The sequence below is a fragment of the Methylobacterium sp. 4-46 genome, assembly GCF_000019365.1.
Taxonomy (GTDB): Bacteria; Pseudomonadota; Alphaproteobacteria; order Rhizobiales; family Beijerinckiaceae; genus Methylobacterium.
Genome location: NC_010511.1, coordinates 1974429 through 1991239, shown reverse-complemented (window position 1 = coordinate 1991239; position 16811 = coordinate 1974429). Strand labels below are relative to the sequence as shown.

The 16811-nt window shown below is 71.8% G+C and carries 16 protein-coding genes; 11 read left to right on the top strand and 5 right to left on the bottom strand.

Features of this window, described 5'->3' with window-relative positions; genetic code table 11:
• Nucleotides 1–186: 186 nt before the first annotated feature.
• The 3 genes from M446_RS08395 to M446_RS08380 all read left to right on the top strand — a co-directional run bounded on the left by M446_RS08395 (nt 187) and on the right by M446_RS08380 (nt 4668).
• Entirely contained in the window at nt 187–1500 is a 1314-nt protein-coding gene (locus M446_RS08395; RefSeq protein ID WP_043701000.1) for a sensor domain-containing diguanylate cyclase, read from the top strand.
• 1061 nt (nt 1501–2561) lie between these two features.
• Nucleotides 2562–3338 carry a hypothetical protein gene (locus M446_RS08385; protein WP_043700994.1) on the top strand — a complete coding sequence of 259 codons (777 nt, stop codon included), beginning with the start codon at nt 2562–2564 and terminating at the stop codon, nt 3336–3338.
• A 538-nt stretch (nt 3339–3876) separates the two neighbouring features.
• Complete coding sequence (locus tag M446_RS08380; RefSeq protein ID WP_012331673.1) at nt 3877–4668, top strand: enoyl-CoA hydratase/isomerase family protein; 792 nt, start codon at nt 3877–3879, stop codon at nt 4666–4668.
• 19 nt (nt 4669–4687) lie between these two features.
• Here M446_RS08380 and M446_RS08375 read toward each other — a convergent pair whose 3' ends face one another.
• From M446_RS08375 to groES, 3 genes are all read right to left on the bottom strand, one after another.
• The gene (locus M446_RS08375) at nt 4688–5023 is read right to left on the bottom strand and encodes a hypothetical protein (protein ID WP_012331672.1); all 336 of its coding nucleotides are present in this window, start codon (nt 5021–5023) and stop codon (nt 4688–4690) included.
• A gap of 228 nt (nt 5024–5251) precedes the next feature.
• A complete protein-coding gene (groL, locus tag M446_RS08370) occupies nt 5252–6889 on the bottom strand; it encodes a chaperonin GroEL (RefSeq protein WP_012331671.1) in 1638 nt (545 codons plus the stop codon).
• Nucleotides 6890–6988: 99 nt separating this feature from the next.
• Nucleotides 6989–7276 carry a co-chaperone GroES gene (gene groES, locus M446_RS08365; RefSeq protein ID WP_012331670.1) on the bottom strand — a complete coding sequence of 96 codons (288 nt, stop codon included), beginning with the start codon at nt 7274–7276 and terminating at the stop codon, nt 6989–6991.
• A 189-nt stretch (nt 7277–7465) separates the two neighbouring features.
• Here groES and M446_RS08360 point away from each other — a divergent pair, with 189 nt between their 5' ends.
• Together M446_RS08360 and M446_RS08355 are read left to right on the top strand one after the other, a co-directional pair.
• Nucleotides 7466–8443 (top strand): magnesium transporter CorA family protein, encoded by a 978-nt coding sequence (locus M446_RS08360; protein ID WP_012331669.1) that lies wholly within the window; start codon nt 7466–7468, stop codon nt 8441–8443.
• A gap of 299 nt (nt 8444–8742) precedes the next feature.
• A complete protein-coding gene (locus M446_RS08355) occupies nt 8743–9138 on the top strand; it encodes a cyclic nucleotide-binding/CBS domain-containing protein (RefSeq protein WP_012331668.1) in 396 nt (131 codons plus the stop codon).
• A gap of 9 nt (nt 9139–9147) precedes the next feature.
• Here the strand turns inward: M446_RS08355 and M446_RS08350 are convergent, their stop codons facing one another.
• On the bottom strand, nt 9148–10032 hold the full coding sequence (locus M446_RS08350) for a DMT family transporter (protein WP_012331667.1): 885 nt from the start codon (nt 10030–10032) through the stop codon (nt 9148–9150).
• A gap of 39 nt (nt 10033–10071) precedes the next feature.
• On the opposite strand from M446_RS08350, the gene M446_RS08345 reads away from it, so the two are divergent.
• From M446_RS08345 to M446_RS08330, 5 genes are all read left to right on the top strand, one after another.
• Nucleotides 10072–11511, top strand: a complete 1440-nt coding sequence (locus M446_RS08345; protein WP_012331666.1) for a lipopolysaccharide biosynthesis protein — start codon at nt 10072–10074, stop codon at nt 11509–11511.
• Nucleotides 11512–11703: 192 nt separating this feature from the next.
• On the top strand, nt 11704–12894 hold the full coding sequence (gene glcE, locus M446_RS08340; RefSeq protein WP_012331665.1) for a glycolate oxidase subunit GlcE: 1191 nt from the start codon (nt 11704–11706) through the stop codon (nt 12892–12894).
• Nucleotides 12895–13009: 115 nt separating this feature from the next.
• Nucleotides 13010–13192 carry a hypothetical protein gene (locus M446_RS38075; RefSeq protein WP_168169145.1) on the top strand — a complete coding sequence of 61 codons (183 nt, stop codon included), beginning with the start codon at nt 13010–13012 and terminating at the stop codon, nt 13190–13192.
• Between the two features lie 320 nt (nt 13193–13512).
• Nucleotides 13513–14169, top strand: coding sequence for a papain-like cysteine protease family protein (locus M446_RS08335; RefSeq protein ID WP_012331664.1), 657 nt, complete (start codon nt 13513–13515; stop codon nt 14167–14169).
• A gap of 2 nt (nt 14170–14171) precedes the next feature.
• Nucleotides 14172–14759, top strand: a complete 588-nt coding sequence (locus tag M446_RS08330) for a hypothetical protein (protein WP_012331663.1) — start codon at nt 14172–14174, stop codon at nt 14757–14759.
• Here the strand turns inward: M446_RS08330 and M446_RS08325 are convergent.
• Nucleotides 14748–15353: an SOUL family heme-binding protein gene (locus M446_RS08325; protein ID WP_012331662.1), complete on the bottom strand. Its 606-nt coding sequence runs from the start codon at nt 15351–15353 to the stop codon at nt 14748–14750. The two genes, M446_RS08330 and M446_RS08325, sit on opposite strands and share 12 nt — an antisense overlap.
• A 111-nt stretch (nt 15354–15464) precedes the next feature.
• Between M446_RS08325 and glcF the strand changes: the two genes are divergently transcribed.
• A complete protein-coding gene (glcF, locus tag M446_RS08320; protein WP_012331661.1) occupies nt 15465–16808 on the top strand; it encodes a glycolate oxidase subunit GlcF in 1344 nt (447 codons plus the stop codon).
• The last annotated feature ends 3 nt before the right edge of the window (nt 16809–16811 follow it).

Sequence of the window (16811 nt, the reverse complement as noted above, 5' to 3'; positions counted from 1 at the left end):
TCCAGGAGCCGATTAAGGGATTTTTTCGGAAGCCGCTCTACAACAGCGGGGTCGGTTCATCCTGATCGATCGGCAGACTTGCAGGCAGGCCGCATGTCCGTTTCGACTGCTGCTGTGACGAGACGCCCGGATCCGGCGTGGGGTCCGCGGCCGTTCGGAAGTGGGGCGGAGTCCCACCTCGACGCGATGTGCCGCACGGCCGCGGCCCTGCTCGGCCTGCCGGCCGCCCTGGTGTCGCGCGCGGGGGCGGAGGGCCACCGGATCGAGGCGGCGTGCGGGCTCCCGGTCGCGGAGGCGCCCCGGGCGGCCGCGCTCTGCGCGCAGGTCCTCCTGGGCGACGAGGTGCTGGTGGTCGAGGATGCGGCGGAGGATCCGCGCGTCTCCGAGGCGGGCCGGGCGCGCGGGACCTCCCTGAGGTTCTTCGCCGGAGTTCCGCTGATCCTGGCTCCGGGCCTGCGCCTCGGGGTGCTGGCCGTGCTCGGCCCGACCCCGCGCCGCGTCTCGCCCGAGGAGCGCGCGCGCCTCGCGGATCTCGCGGCGATCGTCGGCGCGCATCTGCGCCTGCGCCACACCGAGGCGGTCCTGCGCACCAGCGAGGCGCATTTCCGGCTCCTGGCCGAGAGCGCCTCCGACATGATCGTGCTCGCCGACGCGGATACGACCCGGCGCTACGTCTCGCCGGCCTCGCTCCCCCTCCTCGGCTACGCGCCCGAGGAACTCGTCGGCACCCGCCCGATCGACGGCGTCCACCCGGACGACGCGGCGGGCTACCGCGCCCTGCTCGACCGCGTGAGCCGCGGCGAGGCCGACCGGGTCGTGGGCCGGCAGCGCTACCGGCGCAAGGACGGCCGCTTCGTCTGGGTCGAGGCGACGTTCAGCGTGATGCGCGAGGGCGGGACGGGCCTGCCCACCGGCTACGTGGCGGCGGTGCGCGACATCTCGGAGCGCAAGGAGGCGGAGAGCCGGATCGCGCATCTGGCGCTCCACGACGCGCTCACGGGCCTGCCGAACCGCCTGCTGCTGCGCGACCGGTTGCAGCAGGAACTGGCCCTGGTGCAGCGCTACGGCGGCGCCTTCGCGCTGCTCTGCCTCGACCTCGACCATTTCAAGGAGGTGAACGACCGCTTCGGCCACGCGGCCGGCGACGCGCTCCTGTGCGCCGCGGCCGAGCGGATCCGGCGCATCATCCGGACCGAGGACACGGCGGCGCGGATCGGCGGGGACGAGTTCGTGATTCTCCAGACCCGCACGAACCAGCCGGTCAATGCCGAGGCCATGGCCCGCCGCCTGATCGAGGCGCTCCACGCCCCCTTCGCCCTCGCGGGCTTTCCCCCGCTCACCGTGGGGGTGAGCATCGGGGTCGCCTTCGCCCCGCGCGACAGTCTCGACGGGGAGGGCCTCTACCGGCTGGCGGACCAGGCGCTCTACGCCGCCAAGGCGGCGGGGCGCGGCGTCGTGCGCCTCGCCCCGCACTCCGCCCGCGCGTGCGCCGGGGCCTGATCCGGGATCCGCTTGATCGAAGCGGATCCCTGATCCCAAGCCTGCGCGGCGCCTGGGCGCGGCGCCTGAGCGACGCCGACATCCGCATGGCCGAAATGGGAGATGGCGAAGCCATCAACCGGACCGCGTGTGAGCGCGGCCCGGCGCGGGGTTCCGCTCCCGGGTGGGATCGCCCCTTCTCGATGAGGCACGCGAATCCGCGCGGTCGGGCGGCCCGACCGGGCGCGAAGGGGCGTGTCGAGGCGACGCGCTCCCCGCCCCGCCACGCGGCGGGCCGGATGACCGCGCGGGCGGCCGCGCGAAACGCGCAGATCATGCACGCCTCGCGAGAGGGTGCTCGCCCGGCCCGGAGGCAAGCGATCCTGGCGCGACACGTCGGCGTTGGCCGGCCGCCCGCGCGGCCGGAGATACGGCGTGGTCCTCGCGCTGGCGTTGCCTGAACGACCACTCTGCGGAGCGCCTTTTTGGTCTTGTCGTGGGACGTCTCGCAGACTGCACCTCAGGTCGTCGATGCGCGGCATCCTGGGATTCGCCGAAATGCGCCCTTGGGCCTTGTCACACCTCTTCGCTGCCATAAAGGGAGCTTCGATGTGAGTGTCGATCATGATGAAATTTGACTACATCTCTCGTTTTATTTTCTTCGCACGTTGAATTCAGGCGGCACAGGCGGAGTTTCATACCAAGCTGATTGCCTAATAGCGCTTTATTACGTTAGGGTACAAAAGGGATTGATCCGCCACAGCGATGATGCCATCCTATCAAGAGTTCGAGAAGAATCAGGCGAAGCCGATTACGGATTAGCATGATGGCGATGCATCATAGATAATTGGCAACAGTGCTATGACAGCATGCGATTATGCAAGCTAGATATGACATATTGCAGATTACCTCATATTATTAATTCGACCAAACAGAGCAATTTCACAGAAGTTTATTATGGATTTCGATATGAGTTATACGATTACTTCAGGTGTAAAAGCACCATTTATATCAGTTGCTTACTGCAATTTTCTACGCTCGTTTATTCGTCGAGAGATCAAGACCGTCCGATCGCCGCGGCGGTGCTGGCCGTTCTGGCGACCGAGAGCCAGGGCACCGGCAACCTCGCCCTGTTCCCGGTCATCGTCCTGGCCTTCGGTCCGCTCGGCGGATTCGCCGCACGCTCGGCCCGACCGCCCCGCCCATCCCGGGGCGATCATGGGGCGAGCGCACTCGTCGTCGCTCTCCTGGTGACCGCGGCCTACCCTCTGGCGGAGTCCATCCTGCGCCGCGGGAGCACGATGGCGGTCCATCACCTCGCCTCCATGAGGCGCGAGCCCGCACTCGACGCGGTGATCGGGCGCGCGCTCGTCCCGCAGCGGACCAGCACGGTCGCCGATCGCTACACGGCCCTCTGGCACGGCCCCGAGGCAACCAAGGTGATCGTCCAAGGGGCCGATTCCGCCTTCGCGGGCGGCCTGAACGCGACCGAACCCGCGATGAGCCTCGCATGGGCGCGCGAGGTCGCGGCCATGGGCGAGTTGGTGCGACGGCGCAACCTCGTCCACCCGCCGATGCGGGTGACCACGATCGGCTACGTCGAACCTTTCGGCCGCCTTCTCGGCGCCTCTCCCACGCCCGGCACCAAACTCTGGCTCGATCCCTTGCGGACGGTCGGCAAGCTGACGGTCGACGAGGCACGCGCCTACCTGGCGAAGGCCGATGCCGTCTTCGTCCAGACATGCCCACTCAATCCCACGCTTCGGGAGATGACCGACACGTCGTTCCTGGCGGCACTCCGGGAGCGGTCCAACCTTGCCGATGCCACCGCCTGCTACGAGGTCTGGCTGCGCGCCTGAGCGGACCCGTCCGCATCCGGCGAGGGCCACTCCGTTGCGGGCCCGCCGCCGGCGTCACCGCCGAACGCCGCCGGGCCCGCTCCGATCGGCGCTCGCCGCGGCGCGCGTCGAAGCAGGTCTTCGTCTGGCCGGGGGCCGGGTCGCCGAAATTCTGGTTGTTGCACGCGACTTGGTCGCCCTGCGGGAAGGGCCGGCCGTCCTGCCCGGAACGCCGGAGAAGACGGTGGTCGGGCAGGGCATCACGCGGACCTCGCCCTCCGGCACGCAGGGCACGAGGTCGTCGTTGTTCACCTGGGCCTGCGCCGCCCCGGCGGCCAAGCCGAGGGCCCATCCGGCGATCACCACGGCCGCGCGCATCGTCCCGTCTCCCTCGCCCCTGATCCGGCCCGCGCACAGCACGGCAAGCGTGGCCGCGGAGGTCGCGCCGGACCTTGTCCACCCGCGCGGCGGTCCGCGGGACGGCGCGGCCCGGACCGGCGCTTGTGGGCGGGGCGCCGGGCCGCTAACCCGGGACGAGACAGATCAGGGAGTGCGCCAGATGGGCAGCGAGGGACGGACGGACGAGTTGCTGGTCTCGATCGACGGGGGCATCGCCCGCGCGACCTTCAACCGGCCGCAGGCGCGCAACGCGCTCACCTTCGCGATGTACGAGGACCTCGCCGCCTTCTGCGCGCGCGTCAACGAGGATCCCTCGGTGCGGGTGCTCGTCATCTCCGGGGCCGGCGGCAAGGCCTTCGCGGCGGGGACGGACATCGCCCAGTTCCGCGCCTTCACGACGCCGCAGGACCCGCTCGATTACGAGCGGCGCATCGACCGCATCCTGTCGACCCTGGAGACCTGCCGGGTCCCGACCATCGCGTCGGTCGCGGGGGCCTGCACGGGCGGCGGGGCGGCGATCGCGGCCTGCTGCGACCTGCGCGTCGCCTCCGCGGAGGCCCGGTTCGGCTTCCCGATCGCCCGGACCCTCGGCAATTGCCTCTCGCTGTCGAGCCTCGCGCGGCTCTCGGGCCTGGTCGGCGCGGCCCGGGTCAAGGAGATGATCTTTACGGGCCGGCTCTACGAGGCCGAGGAGGCGAAGGCGGCGGGCTTCCTGCACGAGGTCGTGCCGGACGCGGACGCGCTCGCGGCCCGCACCGAGGCGCTCGCCCTCACCGTCGCGGCCCAGGCCCCGCTGACCCTGCGCGCCACCAAGGAGGGGCTGCGCCGCATCCAGGCGGTCCCCTCCGAGGCGGGCGACGACCTGATCCTGATGTGTTACACGAGCGAGGATTTCCGCGAGGGGATCGAGGCCTTCCTGGGCAAGCGCCCGCCGCAGTGGAAGGGGCGCTGAAGGCGCCCCAGCGCGGCGGTCAGTGGCCGCCGCCCTTGCTCGCGTCCCCGCCGGCGCCCTTGCCGCCCTGCAGCGCCGCCACGGCGCGGACGTCCGCCCCACGGCTGCAATCGGGCTCGCTGCGCTCCGCCCGGCAGGCATAGAGCCACGCCCCGACATCGGTGCCGCAGCGGCCGAGAAGCTGACCCGCCTGCTGCTTGAGGTCGGGCTTCTCGCCATCCTTCCTGGATTCGCTCGTTGTCTGCTGCGCCTGTTCCAACAGGCAGCTGCGCAGGCGCTGATCCAATTCCAGCGTCTGCGCCTCGGCGGAGGCCGCGGAGAGGAGCAGGGCAAGGGAGATGATCGTGATCCGCATGCCCCGAGGTTAGCGGACGGAAGTTACCGGCCCGTCATCGGAACGCTTTGCAGTCTCCGCAGGCCGCCGGACTGACCGCGCCCTCGCGACGACTTGGCCGGGCGCGCCCGCGCGCCGACAACGTGGCGAGGCGCGGCGGCGGCGACCCGTCGCCGGGGCCGACCGGGGGCCCGAACGCAGAGAGGCCGCCTCGCGGCGGCCTCTCCGTCTCGTGGTGGCGAGTGGACCTCAGAAGTCCATGCCGCCCATGCCGCCGCCGCCCGGCATGGCCGGCGGGGCCTCCTTCTTGGGCGCGTCGGCGACCATCGCCTCGGTCGTCACCAGCAGGCCGGCCACCGAGGCGGCGTCCTGCAGGGCGGTGCGCACGACCTTGGCCGGGTCGACGATGCCGGCCTGGATCAGGTCGACGTAGGTCTCGTTCTGCGCGTCGAAGCCGAAGGTGGCCGAGCCGTTCTCGGCGACCTTGCCGACCACGATCGAGCCCTCGACGCCGGCATTCGCGGCGATCTGGCGGATCGGAGCCTCAAGCGCCTTGAGGACGATCTTGATGCCGGCCTGGACGTCGGCGTTGTCGCTCTTGAGGTCCTTGATGGCCTCGCGAGCCCGCAGCAGGGCGGCGCCGCCGCCCGGGACGATGCCCTCCTCCACGGCCGCGCGGGTCGCGTGGAGCGCGTCGTCGACGCGGTCCTTCTTCTCCTTGACCTCGACCTCGGTCGCGCCGCCGACCCGGATCACCGCCACGCCCCCGGCCAGCTTCGCCAGGCGCTCCTGCAGCTTCTCCCGGTCGTAGTCCGAGGTCGTCTCCTCGATCTGCGCCTTGATCTGCGCCACCCGCGCCTCGATGTCCGCCTTATCCCCGGCCCCATCGATGATCGTGGTGTTCTCCTTCTCGATCCGCACCCGCTTGGCCCGCCCGAGCATCGGAAGCGTCACGTTCTCCAGCTTGATGCCGAGATCCTCCGCGATCATCTGACCGGCGGTCAGGATCGCGATGTCCTCCAGCATCGCCTTGCGCCGGTCGCCGAAGCCCGGCGCCTTCACGGCCGCCACCTTCAGACCGCCGCGCAGCTTGTTGACCACCAGCGTGGCCAGCGCCTCGCCCTCGATGTCCTCGGCCACGATCAGCAGCGGCTTGCCGGTCTGCACCACCGCCTCGAGCACCGGCAGCATCGCCTGCAGCGACGACAGCTTCTTCTCGTGGATCAGGATGTAGGGATCCTCGAGCTCGGCGATCATCTTCTCCGCGTTCGTGATGAAGTACGGGGAGAGGTAGCCGCGGTCGAACTGCATGCCCTCGACCACGTCGAGCTCGGTCTCGGCCGTCTTGGCCTCCTCGACCGTGATCACGCCCTCGTTGCCGACCTTCTGCATCGCCTGAGCGATCATCTGGCCGATGTCCTTGTCGCCGTTGGCCGAGATGGTGCCGACCTGGGCGATCTCCTCGGAGGCCGAGACCTTCTTGGAGCGGCCCTGGATGTCCTTCACGACCGCGGTGACGGCGAGGTCGATGCCGCGCTTGAGGTCCATCGGGTTCATGCCGGCGGCGACGTACTTGGCGCCTTCCTTGACGATGGCCTGGGCCAGCACGGTCGCCGTGGTGGTGCCGTCACCCGCGAGGTCGTTGGTCTTCGAGGCCACTTCGCGCACCATCTGGGCGCCCATGTTCTCGAACTTGTCGGCGAGCTCGATCTCCTTGGCGACCGTCACGCCGTCCTTGGTGATCCGCGGAGCCCCGAAGCTCTTCTCGATCACCACGTTGCGGCCCTTCGGGCCGAGCGTCACCTTGACCGCATCCGCCAGGATGTCGACGCCGCGCAGCATCTTCTCGCGGGCGTCGGAGGCGAAACGAACGTCTTTCGCTGCCATGTCCAAACCTCTCTGTTCGATCGTCGTCTTGCGCGATCCCCGGCGCGGCGCCCGCCTCGCGGGGGCGGCGCGGGGGTCGCGGCGGAATTCCGGGCCGCCTTACGCGAGCACGCCCATGATGTCGGACTCCTTCATGATCAGGAGGTCCTGGCCGTCGATCTTGACCTCGGTGCCCGACCACTTGCCGAACAGCACGCGGTCACCGGCCTTCACGTCGAGGGGGGTCACCTTGCCGGTCTCGTCGCGGGCGCCCGGGCCGACGGCGACGATCTCGCCCTCCTGGGGCTTCTCCTTGGCGGTGTCCGGGATGATGATGCCGCCCTTGGTCTTCTCCTCGCTCTCGATGCGACGGACGACCACGCGGTCGTGCAGCGGACGGAATTGCATGTGCTGCCCTCTTGCTTCCCACAAGCACTTGGCGATGGTGCCTCGGCGTCGGTGCGGCCGCACGGTGTCGGCGCGGCCTGTTAGCACTCACTTTCGGTGAGTGCCAGAGCCGCGGCTGACCTATGCGGACCCTTCGGGCAAGTCAAGACGTTCTGCGCCAACAAGCCGGCCCACCAGGATCCTTCCCCGATGATCACCCTGCACGGCCCCGGCGGCGTCGTGGCCGAAGGCGAGGCCTGCGCGGCGCCGCCGCCTCACGGGGTCTGGCTCGACCTCGTCGATCCGAGCGAGACCGAGATCGCGCTCGCCGAGGAGGCGACGGGGCTCCAGGTGCCCAGCCGCGCGGCCCTGAGCGAGGTCGAGCGGTCGAGCCGCCTGCGGCGGCGGCGCGACGCGCTCTACCTCAGCACCCCGATGGTGTCCTTCGTTCCGGGCGATCTCGGGCTTCGCCCGCTCGGCTTCGTGCTGACCCGCGAGCGGCTGGTCTCGATCCGCTTCCAGCCGCTCGCGGCCTTCGACGCGGTCAAGCAGCGCCAGGCCGAGCGCGACGGCCTGGAGACCAGCGTCGGGGTGCTCACCGCCCTGATGGCCGAACTCGTCGACGCCATGGCGGACAGCCTGGAGGCGATGAGCGACGCGCTCGACGCGCTCTCGACCCGGGTCTTCCACTTCGACGCGGGGCACGGCGAGGCCTCGGCGCCCAAGCGGCGCGACCTCGCCCTGCGCCGGATCCTCGGCGAGATCGGGCGCCGGGGGAAGGCCCTCGCCAAGCTGCGCTCCGCCCTCGTCGGCCTCGACCGGATGGTGCCCTACGTGGCGAGCGAGGCGGAGGCCTGGCTCGGCCCGGAGGACCATGCCCATCTCGACACGCTGCACCTCGACATCGCCTCGCTGGAGGAGTTCGAGACCCGGCTCTCCGAGACGGTGCAGTTCCTGCTCGACGCGGCCCTCGGCCTCATCAACATCGAGCAGAACAACACGTTTCGCGTGCTCACGGTGGTGTCGATCATCGGCATCCCGCCGACGCTCGTCGCGTCGATGTACGGCATGAACTTCAAGCACATGCCGGAGCTGGACTGGGCCTGGGGCTATCCCTACGGGCTCGCCGTGATCGCGCTGAGCGCGCTCGCGCCCGCCCTGTGGTTCAAGCTGAGGGGCTGGTTCTGATCCGAGCGGGGATGTCTCGTGAGCGCTGGTTGCGGTCTCGCACGGTCGCCGCGCCGTTGGCCCGCGGCGCCGAGTCGTGAGGGTCGGCGGCCCGATGCGTCGGCGTCCTGCGCCGTCGGCCGGACGCGGGCGCGGCCTCGCCGCCGGCCGCCCGCCGCGAGCCGGATGCCGGCGCGGAGGAGCGGGAGCGCCGGCCGCGCTTGACTCAGGTCAAGGCCGGGGCCGGCCGCGCGGGGGAGGATGCCGCCACGGTTCGGGCCGCCCTCCAGACATGCGGCGGCCCGCCAGCGGAGCGCAGCATGACCGTCCCCACCGTCGGCGACGTGATCGCCGGCCACCCCCTCCACGCGGTGACCGGGAGCTTCACGATCGCGAGCGTCTGCCACCGGATGCGGGCGCTCAACGTCGGCGCGCTCGCGGTGCTGGACGAGGGCCGGCTCATCGGCATCATCAGCGAGCGCGACATCGCCCGGCGGGTGATCGCGGGCCACCGCGACCCGATGCTGACCCTGGTGCGCGAGGTGATGACCCGCGAGCCCCTGACCATCGCCGCGCAGGCGCCCCTCGCCGAGGCGCACCGGCTCATGGCCGAGAGGGGCATCCGCCACCTGCCGGTGATGCGGGACGAGGCGGTGGTCGGCATGATCTCGCTGCGCGACATCCCGGCCGAGGCCGGGGCCGAGGCGCTCGCCTGACCGGTCGGGTCAGCGCCGCGCCGCCAGGGCCGAGCCCGCCAGGATCAGACCGGATCCCGCCGCGGTGGCGAGCCCCGGCACCTCGCCGAAGGCGAGATAGCCGAGGCCGACGGCCCAGATCAGCGCCGAGTACTCGGCGACCGCGAGCCGGGCGGCCTCCGCCCCCGCATAGGCGCGGCTGAGCACGAGGTGGCCCGCCACCCCGAGCGCGCCGACCAGCGCGAAGGCCGGCCAGTCCGACGCGGCCACCGGCACCCAGGTGGAGGCGGCGGGCGCCGCCAGCAGCGCGGCCGGCCCGACATGCTGGATCGCCACGATCACCGCGACGGAATCCCGCGCGGCGCGGGCGCGCAGCAGCACCATCGAGAGCGCGTAGGTCAGCGCCGAGGCGAGCACGGCGGCGATGCCGAGGAGGTGCCCCTCCCCCGCCGCGGCGCCGCCGAGCTGCCCGCCCGCCACGACCAGCACCCCGGCGAGGCCGAGCAGCAGGGCCGCCCAGACGCGCGGCCGCACCATCTCCCGCAGCAGCAGGCCGGCGAAGAGCGCGATGAAGATCGGGCTGAGGAAGGAGAGGGCCAGCGCCTCGGCGAGGGGCAGGCGGGCGAGCCCGGTGAAGAAGGTGAGCGCGGTCGCGGCCGCCAGCACCGCGCGCAGGCCGTTCGCGCGCCACGTCGCCGCGGAGGGCCAGCCCGGCCGCCGCCACGCCAGCAGCGCCAGGATCAGGACCGACCCGGAAAGGTAGCGCAGGAACGCGATCTCCGGCACGGCGTAGCGCGCCGCCAGCCCCTTGATCATCGCGTCCATCAGCGACAGGAGGCCGATGCCGGCCACGGCGAGCAGCATCGCGCGCCCGGGCCCGGCCGCCGCGCTTAAGGACATCTTCGCCGCGACCACGTACACCTCTCGTCCCGGTCCCCACGCAAGCAGCCCGACATGGCGGTCATCGCAGCCTTCGTGATCAACGCCGCCCTCAACTTCGCGCTGGGGCTGCTGATCGCGCAGTTCCTCGGGCCGGCGGATTTCGGCCGCTTCGCCCTCGGGACGGCCGGGGCCGTGCTGCTCAACACGCTCCTGTTCGAGTGGCTGCGCCTCTCGGCGACGCGCTTCTACTCCGACCGGGTCCGCCGGGACGAGCCCTGGATCCGCGCCATGCTGAACCGCGCCTACGCGGCGGTGGCGGTCGGGCTCGCGGGCGCGGCGCTCCTCGTCCTGGCGGGGGGCGAACTCGCCGCGCGCTGGCACGACGAGACGCGGCTCGCCGCGGCCGCGGCCGCCGCCGCGGTCGGGATCGGCCTCTTCGACGCGGCCGCGGCGCTCACCCGGGCGCGGTTCGAGGGCGGGCTCTATTTCCGGCTGGTCCTGGCCAAGAACGCCCTCGCCCTGGCGCTGATGACCGCGACCGCTTGGCTCCTGCCGTTCCCGCCCCTCGTGATGGTGGCGGGCGGCCTCAGCCAGTTCCTCGCGGTGCTGGCCGTGCGGCGCGCCCTCGCCGACCCGCCGCACGCGCCGGACCGGGCGCGCCGGCACGCGACGTTGCGGGTGTTCGCGGCCTACGGGCTGCCGCTGATCGCCGCGAACGCGGTCTACCACCTGATGCCCTTCGCCAACCGGGCGGCGGTGGCGGCCCTGGCGGGCTTCTCCGAGTCGGGCTACTTCTCCCTGGCGGCCGATATCGGCGGGCGGATCTTCAGCACGCTCGGCGCCGCGCTCGATCTGCTGCTGTTCCAGCTCGCCGTGCAGGCCGAGGAGCATCACGGCGCGGCGGCCGGCGAGGCGCAGGTGGCGCGCAACGGCGCCGTGGTGGTGGCGCTGCTGCTGCCCTGCGCGGCGGGGTTCTGGCTCGTCGCCCCGGCGGTCGAGGCGATCGTGGTGCCGGAGGCGTTCCGCGGGCATTTCGCCCATTACACGCTGCTCCTGCTGCCCGGCCTGTTCGCCGGGGCGCTGATGAACTTCGCCCTGAATCCGATCTTCCAGATCCGCCGCCGCACGCGGCCGGTGATCGTCGCGGCCCTGATCGGGGCCGGGGTGAACGGGCTCGGCGGGCTCGCGCTCGCGCGCGCCTTCGGCGCCTCGGGCATCGCGGCGGCGCAGTCCCTCGGCTTGATGGCGGCCTGCCTGTTCCTGGCCCTGCGCGGCCTTACCGGGCCGCGGCGCCTGCGCCTGCCGCTGCGCGACCTCGCCGCTTCCCTGGCGGCGACCGGCCTGATGGTGGCGGCGGTGCTGCCCCTGCGGGGCCTCGGCCCCTGGCCGGCGCTCGGGGCGAGCGTGGCGGCGGGCGCGGCGGTCTACGGCGCCGCGGTCTGGATCTTCGACATCGCGGGCCTGCGCGCGGCGGTGGCGCCGCGCCTGCGCCGGGCGGTTCCGGCCGCCTAAGCAGGATTGCATGGCGCAATTCTGCTTAGACTCTTGTTTTCGCATCATTTTTGCCGCCAAACCGGTGATCGCTTCGGCGAATGACGCTTCGGGACGGCGCGCTGCGCCGCGCCGGCGACGGCTTGCGCCGGCCGGTGCTTCGCCGCATTCCTCGCCGATCCGGCCGATCCGGCCGGGAGGGAAGAAACGGCCATGAGCGTGTACCAGCCCCGGACCGAGGCGGAGGCGGCGGAGATGGTGGCGGCCGCGGCCCAGCGGCGGGAGCGGCTGCGGCTCGTCGGCGGCGGCACCCGCGCGGGGATCGGGCGCCCGGCCCAGGACGAGGCGACCCTGTCGGCCCGCTCCCTCACCGGCATCACGCTCTACGAGCCGGCCGAGCTCGTGATCCGGGCGCTGGCCGGCACCCCCCTGGCCGAGGTGGAGGCGCGGCTCGCCGCCGGGCGCCAGATGCTGCCCTTCGAGCCGATGGACCACCGCCCGCTCCTCGGCTCCTCGGGCGAGCCGACCATCGGGGCGGTGGCGGCCGGCAACATCTCGGGGCCGCGGCGGATCATGGCCGGGGCGGCCCGCGACAGCCTGATCGGCGTGCGCTTCGTCAACGGGCGCGGCGAGGTGGTGAAGTCGGGGGGGCGCGTGATGAAGAACGTCACCGGCCTCGACCTCGTCAAGCTGATGGCCGGCTCCTGGGGCACCCTCGGCTTCCTGACCGAGGTGACCTTCAAGGTCCTGCCGGTGCCCGAGAGCGCCGCGACCCTGGTGTTCCCCGGCCTCGACGATGCCCGGGCGGTCGAGGCGCTGAGCCTCGCCCTCGGCTCGCCCTTCGAGATCACCGGGGCGGCGCACTGGCCCGCCGGGATCGACGGCGGCGAGGCGCGCAGCTTCCTGCGCATCGAGGGGTTCTCCGCCTCGATCGATTACCGGCTCGGCGAGCTGCGCCGGCTGCTGCGCCGCTTCGGCACCCCGGCCGTGATCGAGGGCGGGGAGGCGGCCTCGCTCTGGGCCTCGGTGCGCGACGCGACGCCCTTCGCGGCCTCGGCCGGCGAGGGGGTGGTCTGGCGCATCTCGACGGCGCCGACGCGGGGCCCGCTCGTGACCGCCGCCATTGCCCGGGAGCGCGCGGCGGCGTGGTTCTACGACTGGGGGGGCGGCCTGATCTGGCTGCGCACGAGCCCCGAGGGCGATGCGGGCGCGGCGGCGCTGCGGGCGGCGGTGGCGCAGGTCGGCGGCCACGCCACCCTGGTGCGGGCCCCCGAGGCGGTGCGCGCCGCCGTGCCGGTCTTCGAGCCGCTGGCGGAGCCGCTGATGCGCCTCACGGCCGGGATCAAGGCGGCCCACGATCCGGCCGGATTGTTCAACCCGGGCCGCATGTATCCGGGGGTGTGATCCGCTGTCCGGACGATCACGTCCGGACAGCGCATGACAAGCCCGCGCGGCACTGGAGCGAAGCCCAAATCCGTCATCCCGAAGGGATCAAGCGGATCATGAGCCCGCGCGGCGCGTGAGCGAAGCCCCGATCCGCCATCCCGAAGGGATCAAGCGGATTGGGTATGCCAAGCCCGCGCGGCGCGTGAGCGAAGCCGGCATCCGCATGGCGACGCAACCCGTCGGATGTCGTATAGGAAGCCTGTGCGGCACGCGCGGAACAGATCTCGACCCCGGCGAGCGCCGCGCCTTTCCCTGACCTCGCGCGCACATGCCGCGACCTGCCGTCGCCAGGGTCAACAATTTAACGGTTCGATTGCCTGACTCGACCTGGATCCAGAGAAACTTTGAGCGATGATTTCTTACGCCAGCAGATGAGAAACGCGAGCGCGATTGATCCGGCTGCACATGCTCCCGTACTCGCTCGCTTCAGCAGCGTTCTCGCGGGTGCCGGAGCGCCGATTTCCAAAATGTTGCCCCTGGACGAGGGTCCGACTCCGATGCAGATTCATGCGGAATCGATGCCGGACGATCCGACGCGGCCGTCATAAGGTCCGGCCGACATTCAGTGAGGGCTGAATGCCTATTCCGCAATTCCTGTCACCGCGGCCGATCCAGGGCCACGCCCCCGCAGCCGTGTCGGCCCTGGGAGGGTCCGCTCCGCCCCTTCGACGCAGGCTGAGCTTCGGAATCGAGCAGCAGGAGCAGGACAATTGGTGCTGGGCCGCAGTCGGCGTCAGCATCGAGCACTTCTACGCCGGCGCTCGCAGGCGGACGCAATGCGCACTCGCCTGCACCGCCCTCGGTCGTCAGGATTGCTGCGCCGACGGAGGGAGCGACACGACCAAGTGCGACAAGCCCTGGTACCTGGATCGTGTCCTGAAGATCGTCGGTCACCTGGAGGACACCACCGCCCAGCCTCTGACCTTCGCCCAGGTGCAGGCGCGGATCGACGCGGGCTCGGTCGTCGGCTGTCGGATCGGGTGGTATGGTGGGGGCGGCCACTTCGTCGCCGTGATCGGATATCTCACGCAGGACGGCCGGACCTATCTCGACATCGCGGACCCGATTTGGATGGAGACCCAGATGGAGACTCAGGTGGCCTACGATGAGTTTCCGTCCCTGTACCGATCGGGAGGCGACTGGACGCATTCCTATCTCACGGCCCCGACCGCCAGCGGGGGCGCCGCGGTGGCGCAGGCGGGCGCGGACGATCCGGATCTCCTGGGAGCATGACCATGAGCCTGATCCTGAAGCCGGCCCCGGAGCACGGCCGAGCGATCGTCGCCCGCGCGGTGCGCGACCTCTGGAGCGCGGACGCCGGCGCCGGCGCGGCCGGCGGGGCCGCCCTCAACCTGTCGGAGCCGATCCCGCTCTACCGCCTGGGGCTCGACCAGGTCAGCGCCGAGGGCGTGTCGGGCGCCGAGCCCGTGGGCTGGCGCTACCTCCTCGAAGCGGGCAGCGGCTCCGCGGCGGTGGCCGATCTCGGCCAAAGGGCTGGGGACGAGGCACGGTTCGCCAGTCTCTCGCGGGGCGACTCGGCGCGGCGCCTCATGGACGCCGCGGCCCTCGCCGCAACGATCGCGGACGGAAAGCCCACCCCCTACGAGATCCGGATCCTCGACGTGCCGGCCTTGCACGTCTCGGCGATCTGGCTGTCCGGCAAGCCCGACATCTTCATTCCCTACCTCGACATCAAGCGCCTGCGGGGCGGCGACGTCGAGGTGGACGACGACTTTGTCCGGAGGCTGGACGCTCGGGCCAAGTCCATGCGGGACGCGCTCACCGGGATGGCGCCGCGTCCGGCCGCCGAATCAGGGGGCTGAGGCCACCTCCACCGCCACCTCGTTCCGGCGCAGGAACGGGGGCGTCATCGGTGGATCGTAGGACAGGAGCACGGGCGCGCCGCGCGGCGCGAGCCCGGCCGCCGCGAGGCTGCGCAGCAGCTCCTCCTCCCGGACGCGGCGCGTGCGCGCGTCCGCGGCCCCCGAGAAGCGCAGCACCGCCAGCCGCTGCGGGGGCAGGTGCACGAGCCGCACCTGCGGGTCGGTCGGCTCCGGCGCGCCCGCCGCGACCACCTTGCGCGGCAGGACGAAGCGCATCGACCCCTCCCCCGCCGTCCCGGGGGAAGCCGGCGCGGCGGGCCGCTCGGCCTGCTCCACCGGCACCGTCATGGCGATCAGCCGCGCGCCCCGATTGCCCCCGGTGATCGTGCGGAACAGGCGCCGGAAGGCCTCGGCATCGCCTGGCCCGCGCGTTCCGGTCTCGATCACCGTCCGCGGCGCGTAATCCCGGATCTCGACCTCCCCGTCGAGGCGGCGCACCAGGGCGTAGGCCGGTGCCTCGTAGGCCGCCCGGATCCCCACCAGCGAGAGGGCGGATTCGACGAGCGTGGCGAGGTAATAGAAGAATGTCTGCATCGCTCCGGCTCCGGATGCGGCGACGACGGCGCCCCACGCGCCGTGGAATTGGTCTAGAACACGGCAGGCCCCTGAGAAGCCGCCCCGACAAAACGTGATCGAGGAACCGTCGTGCAGACGAACTTCACCCCCGCGCAGCTCGCCGATCCGGCCATGGCGGCCTCGGAGAAAATCCTGCGCACCTGCGTGCATTGCGGATTCTGCACCGCCACCTGCCCGACCTACCTGCTCCTCGGCGACGAGCTCGACTCGCCGCGCGGGCGGATCTACCTGATCAAGGACATGCTGGAGGGCGGCAAGCCGGCGCCGCCCGAAGTGGTCAAGCACGTCGACCGCTGCCTCTCCTGCCTGTCCTGCATGACCACCTGCCCGTCCGGCGTGCATTACATGCACCTCGTCGACCACGCCCGGTCCTACATCGAGCGGACCTACGCCCGCCCGGCGGCCGACCGCTGGCTGCGCGCCCTGCTGGCCGCTTTGCTGCCCTATCCGCACCGCTTCCGCCTCGCCCTTCTCGCCGCCACCCTGGGCAAGCCCTTCCGGCGCCTGGTCGCCGGGCTGCCGCGGGCGGGCAGCCGGCTCTCCGCCATGCTCGACCTCGCGCCCGCCGCGCTGCCGGGCCGGGGCGCGGGCGACCGGCCGGGCCTGTTCCCGCCGGCGGGGCCGCGCCGGGGCCGGGTCGCGCTCCTGCGCGGCTGCGCCCAGTCGGTGCTGCGGCCGGACTTCAACGAGGCGGCGATCCGCCTCCTCAACCGCCACGGGATCGAGGTGGTGCAGGCGAAGGGCGAGGGCTGCTGCGGGGCGCTCACCCACCACATGGGCCGGGAGGATTCCTCCCACGCGCTCGCCCGGCGCACGATCGACGCCTGGATCGCCGAGATGGACGGGCCGGGCCTCGACGCGATCGTCATCACCACCTCGGGCTGCGGCACGACGATCAAGGATTACGGCTTCATGTTCCGGGACGACCCGGCCTATGCCGAGAAGGCGCGGCGCGTCTCCGCCCTGGCCAAGGACGTCACCGAGTACGTCGCCGCGATCGGGCTGCGGGAGCCGTCGGTCGAGACCGACCTCGTCGTGGCCTACCACTCGGCCTGCTCGATGCAGCACGGCCAGGGCATCCGCACCGAGCCGAAGGCCCTGCTCAAGCGGGCGGGCTTCACCGTGAAGGACGTGCCGGAGGGCCACATCTGCTGCGGTTCGGCCGGCACCTACAACCTCCTGCAGCCCGAACTCGCCGGCGCCCTGCGCGCCCGCAAGGTCGCCAACATCGAGCGGGTGGCGCCGGACCTGATCGCGACCGGCAATATCGGCTGCGCCACCCAGATCGGGAAGGGCACCGCCATCCCGATCGTCCACACGGTGGAACTGCTCGACTGGGCGACCGGCGGCCCGCGCCCGGCCGCCCTCGACGGGCTGCCCGACCGGGCGCCCCTCCCCGCGGCGGCGGAGTAGGGC

Excerpts from the sequence above, each read along its gene's own strand:
- M446_RS08360 (WP_012331669.1), top strand. The coding sequence starts at position 7,466 with ATGATCACCCTGCACGGCCCCGGCGGCGTCGTGGCCGAAGGCGAGGCC.
- M446_RS08380 (WP_012331673.1), top strand. The coding sequence starts at position 3,877 with ATGGGCAGCGAGGGACGGACGGACGAGTTGCTGGTCTCGATCGACGGG.
- M446_RS08375 (WP_012331672.1), bottom strand. The coding sequence starts at position 5,023 with ATGCGGATCACGATCATCTCCCTTGCCCTGCTCCTCTCCGCGGCCTCC.
- M446_RS08335 (WP_012331664.1), top strand. The coding sequence starts at position 13,513 with ATGCCTATTCCGCAATTCCTGTCACCGCGGCCGATCCAGGGCCACGCC.
- groL (WP_012331671.1), bottom strand. The coding sequence starts at position 6,889 with ATGGCAGCGAAAGACGTTCGTTTCGCCTCCGACGCCCGCGAGAAGATG.
- M446_RS08395 (WP_043701000.1), top strand. The coding sequence starts at position 187 with ATGTGCCGCACGGCCGCGGCCCTGCTCGGCCTGCCGGCCGCCCTGGTG.
- glcE (WP_012331665.1), top strand. The coding sequence starts at position 11,704 with ATGAGCGTGTACCAGCCCCGGACCGAGGCGGAGGCGGCGGAGATGGTG.
- M446_RS08325 (WP_012331662.1), bottom strand. The coding sequence starts at position 15,353 with ATGCAGACATTCTTCTATTACCTCGCCACGCTCGTCGAATCCGCCCTC.
- groES (WP_012331670.1), bottom strand. The coding sequence starts at position 7,276 with ATGCAATTCCGTCCGCTGCACGACCGCGTGGTCGTCCGTCGCATCGAG.
- M446_RS08355 (WP_012331668.1), top strand. The coding sequence starts at position 8,743 with ATGACCGTCCCCACCGTCGGCGACGTGATCGCCGGCCACCCCCTCCAC.
- M446_RS08330 (WP_012331663.1), top strand. The coding sequence starts at position 14,172 with ATGAGCCTGATCCTGAAGCCGGCCCCGGAGCACGGCCGAGCGATCGTC.
- M446_RS08345 (WP_012331666.1), top strand. The coding sequence starts at position 10,072 with ATGGCGGTCATCGCAGCCTTCGTGATCAACGCCGCCCTCAACTTCGCG.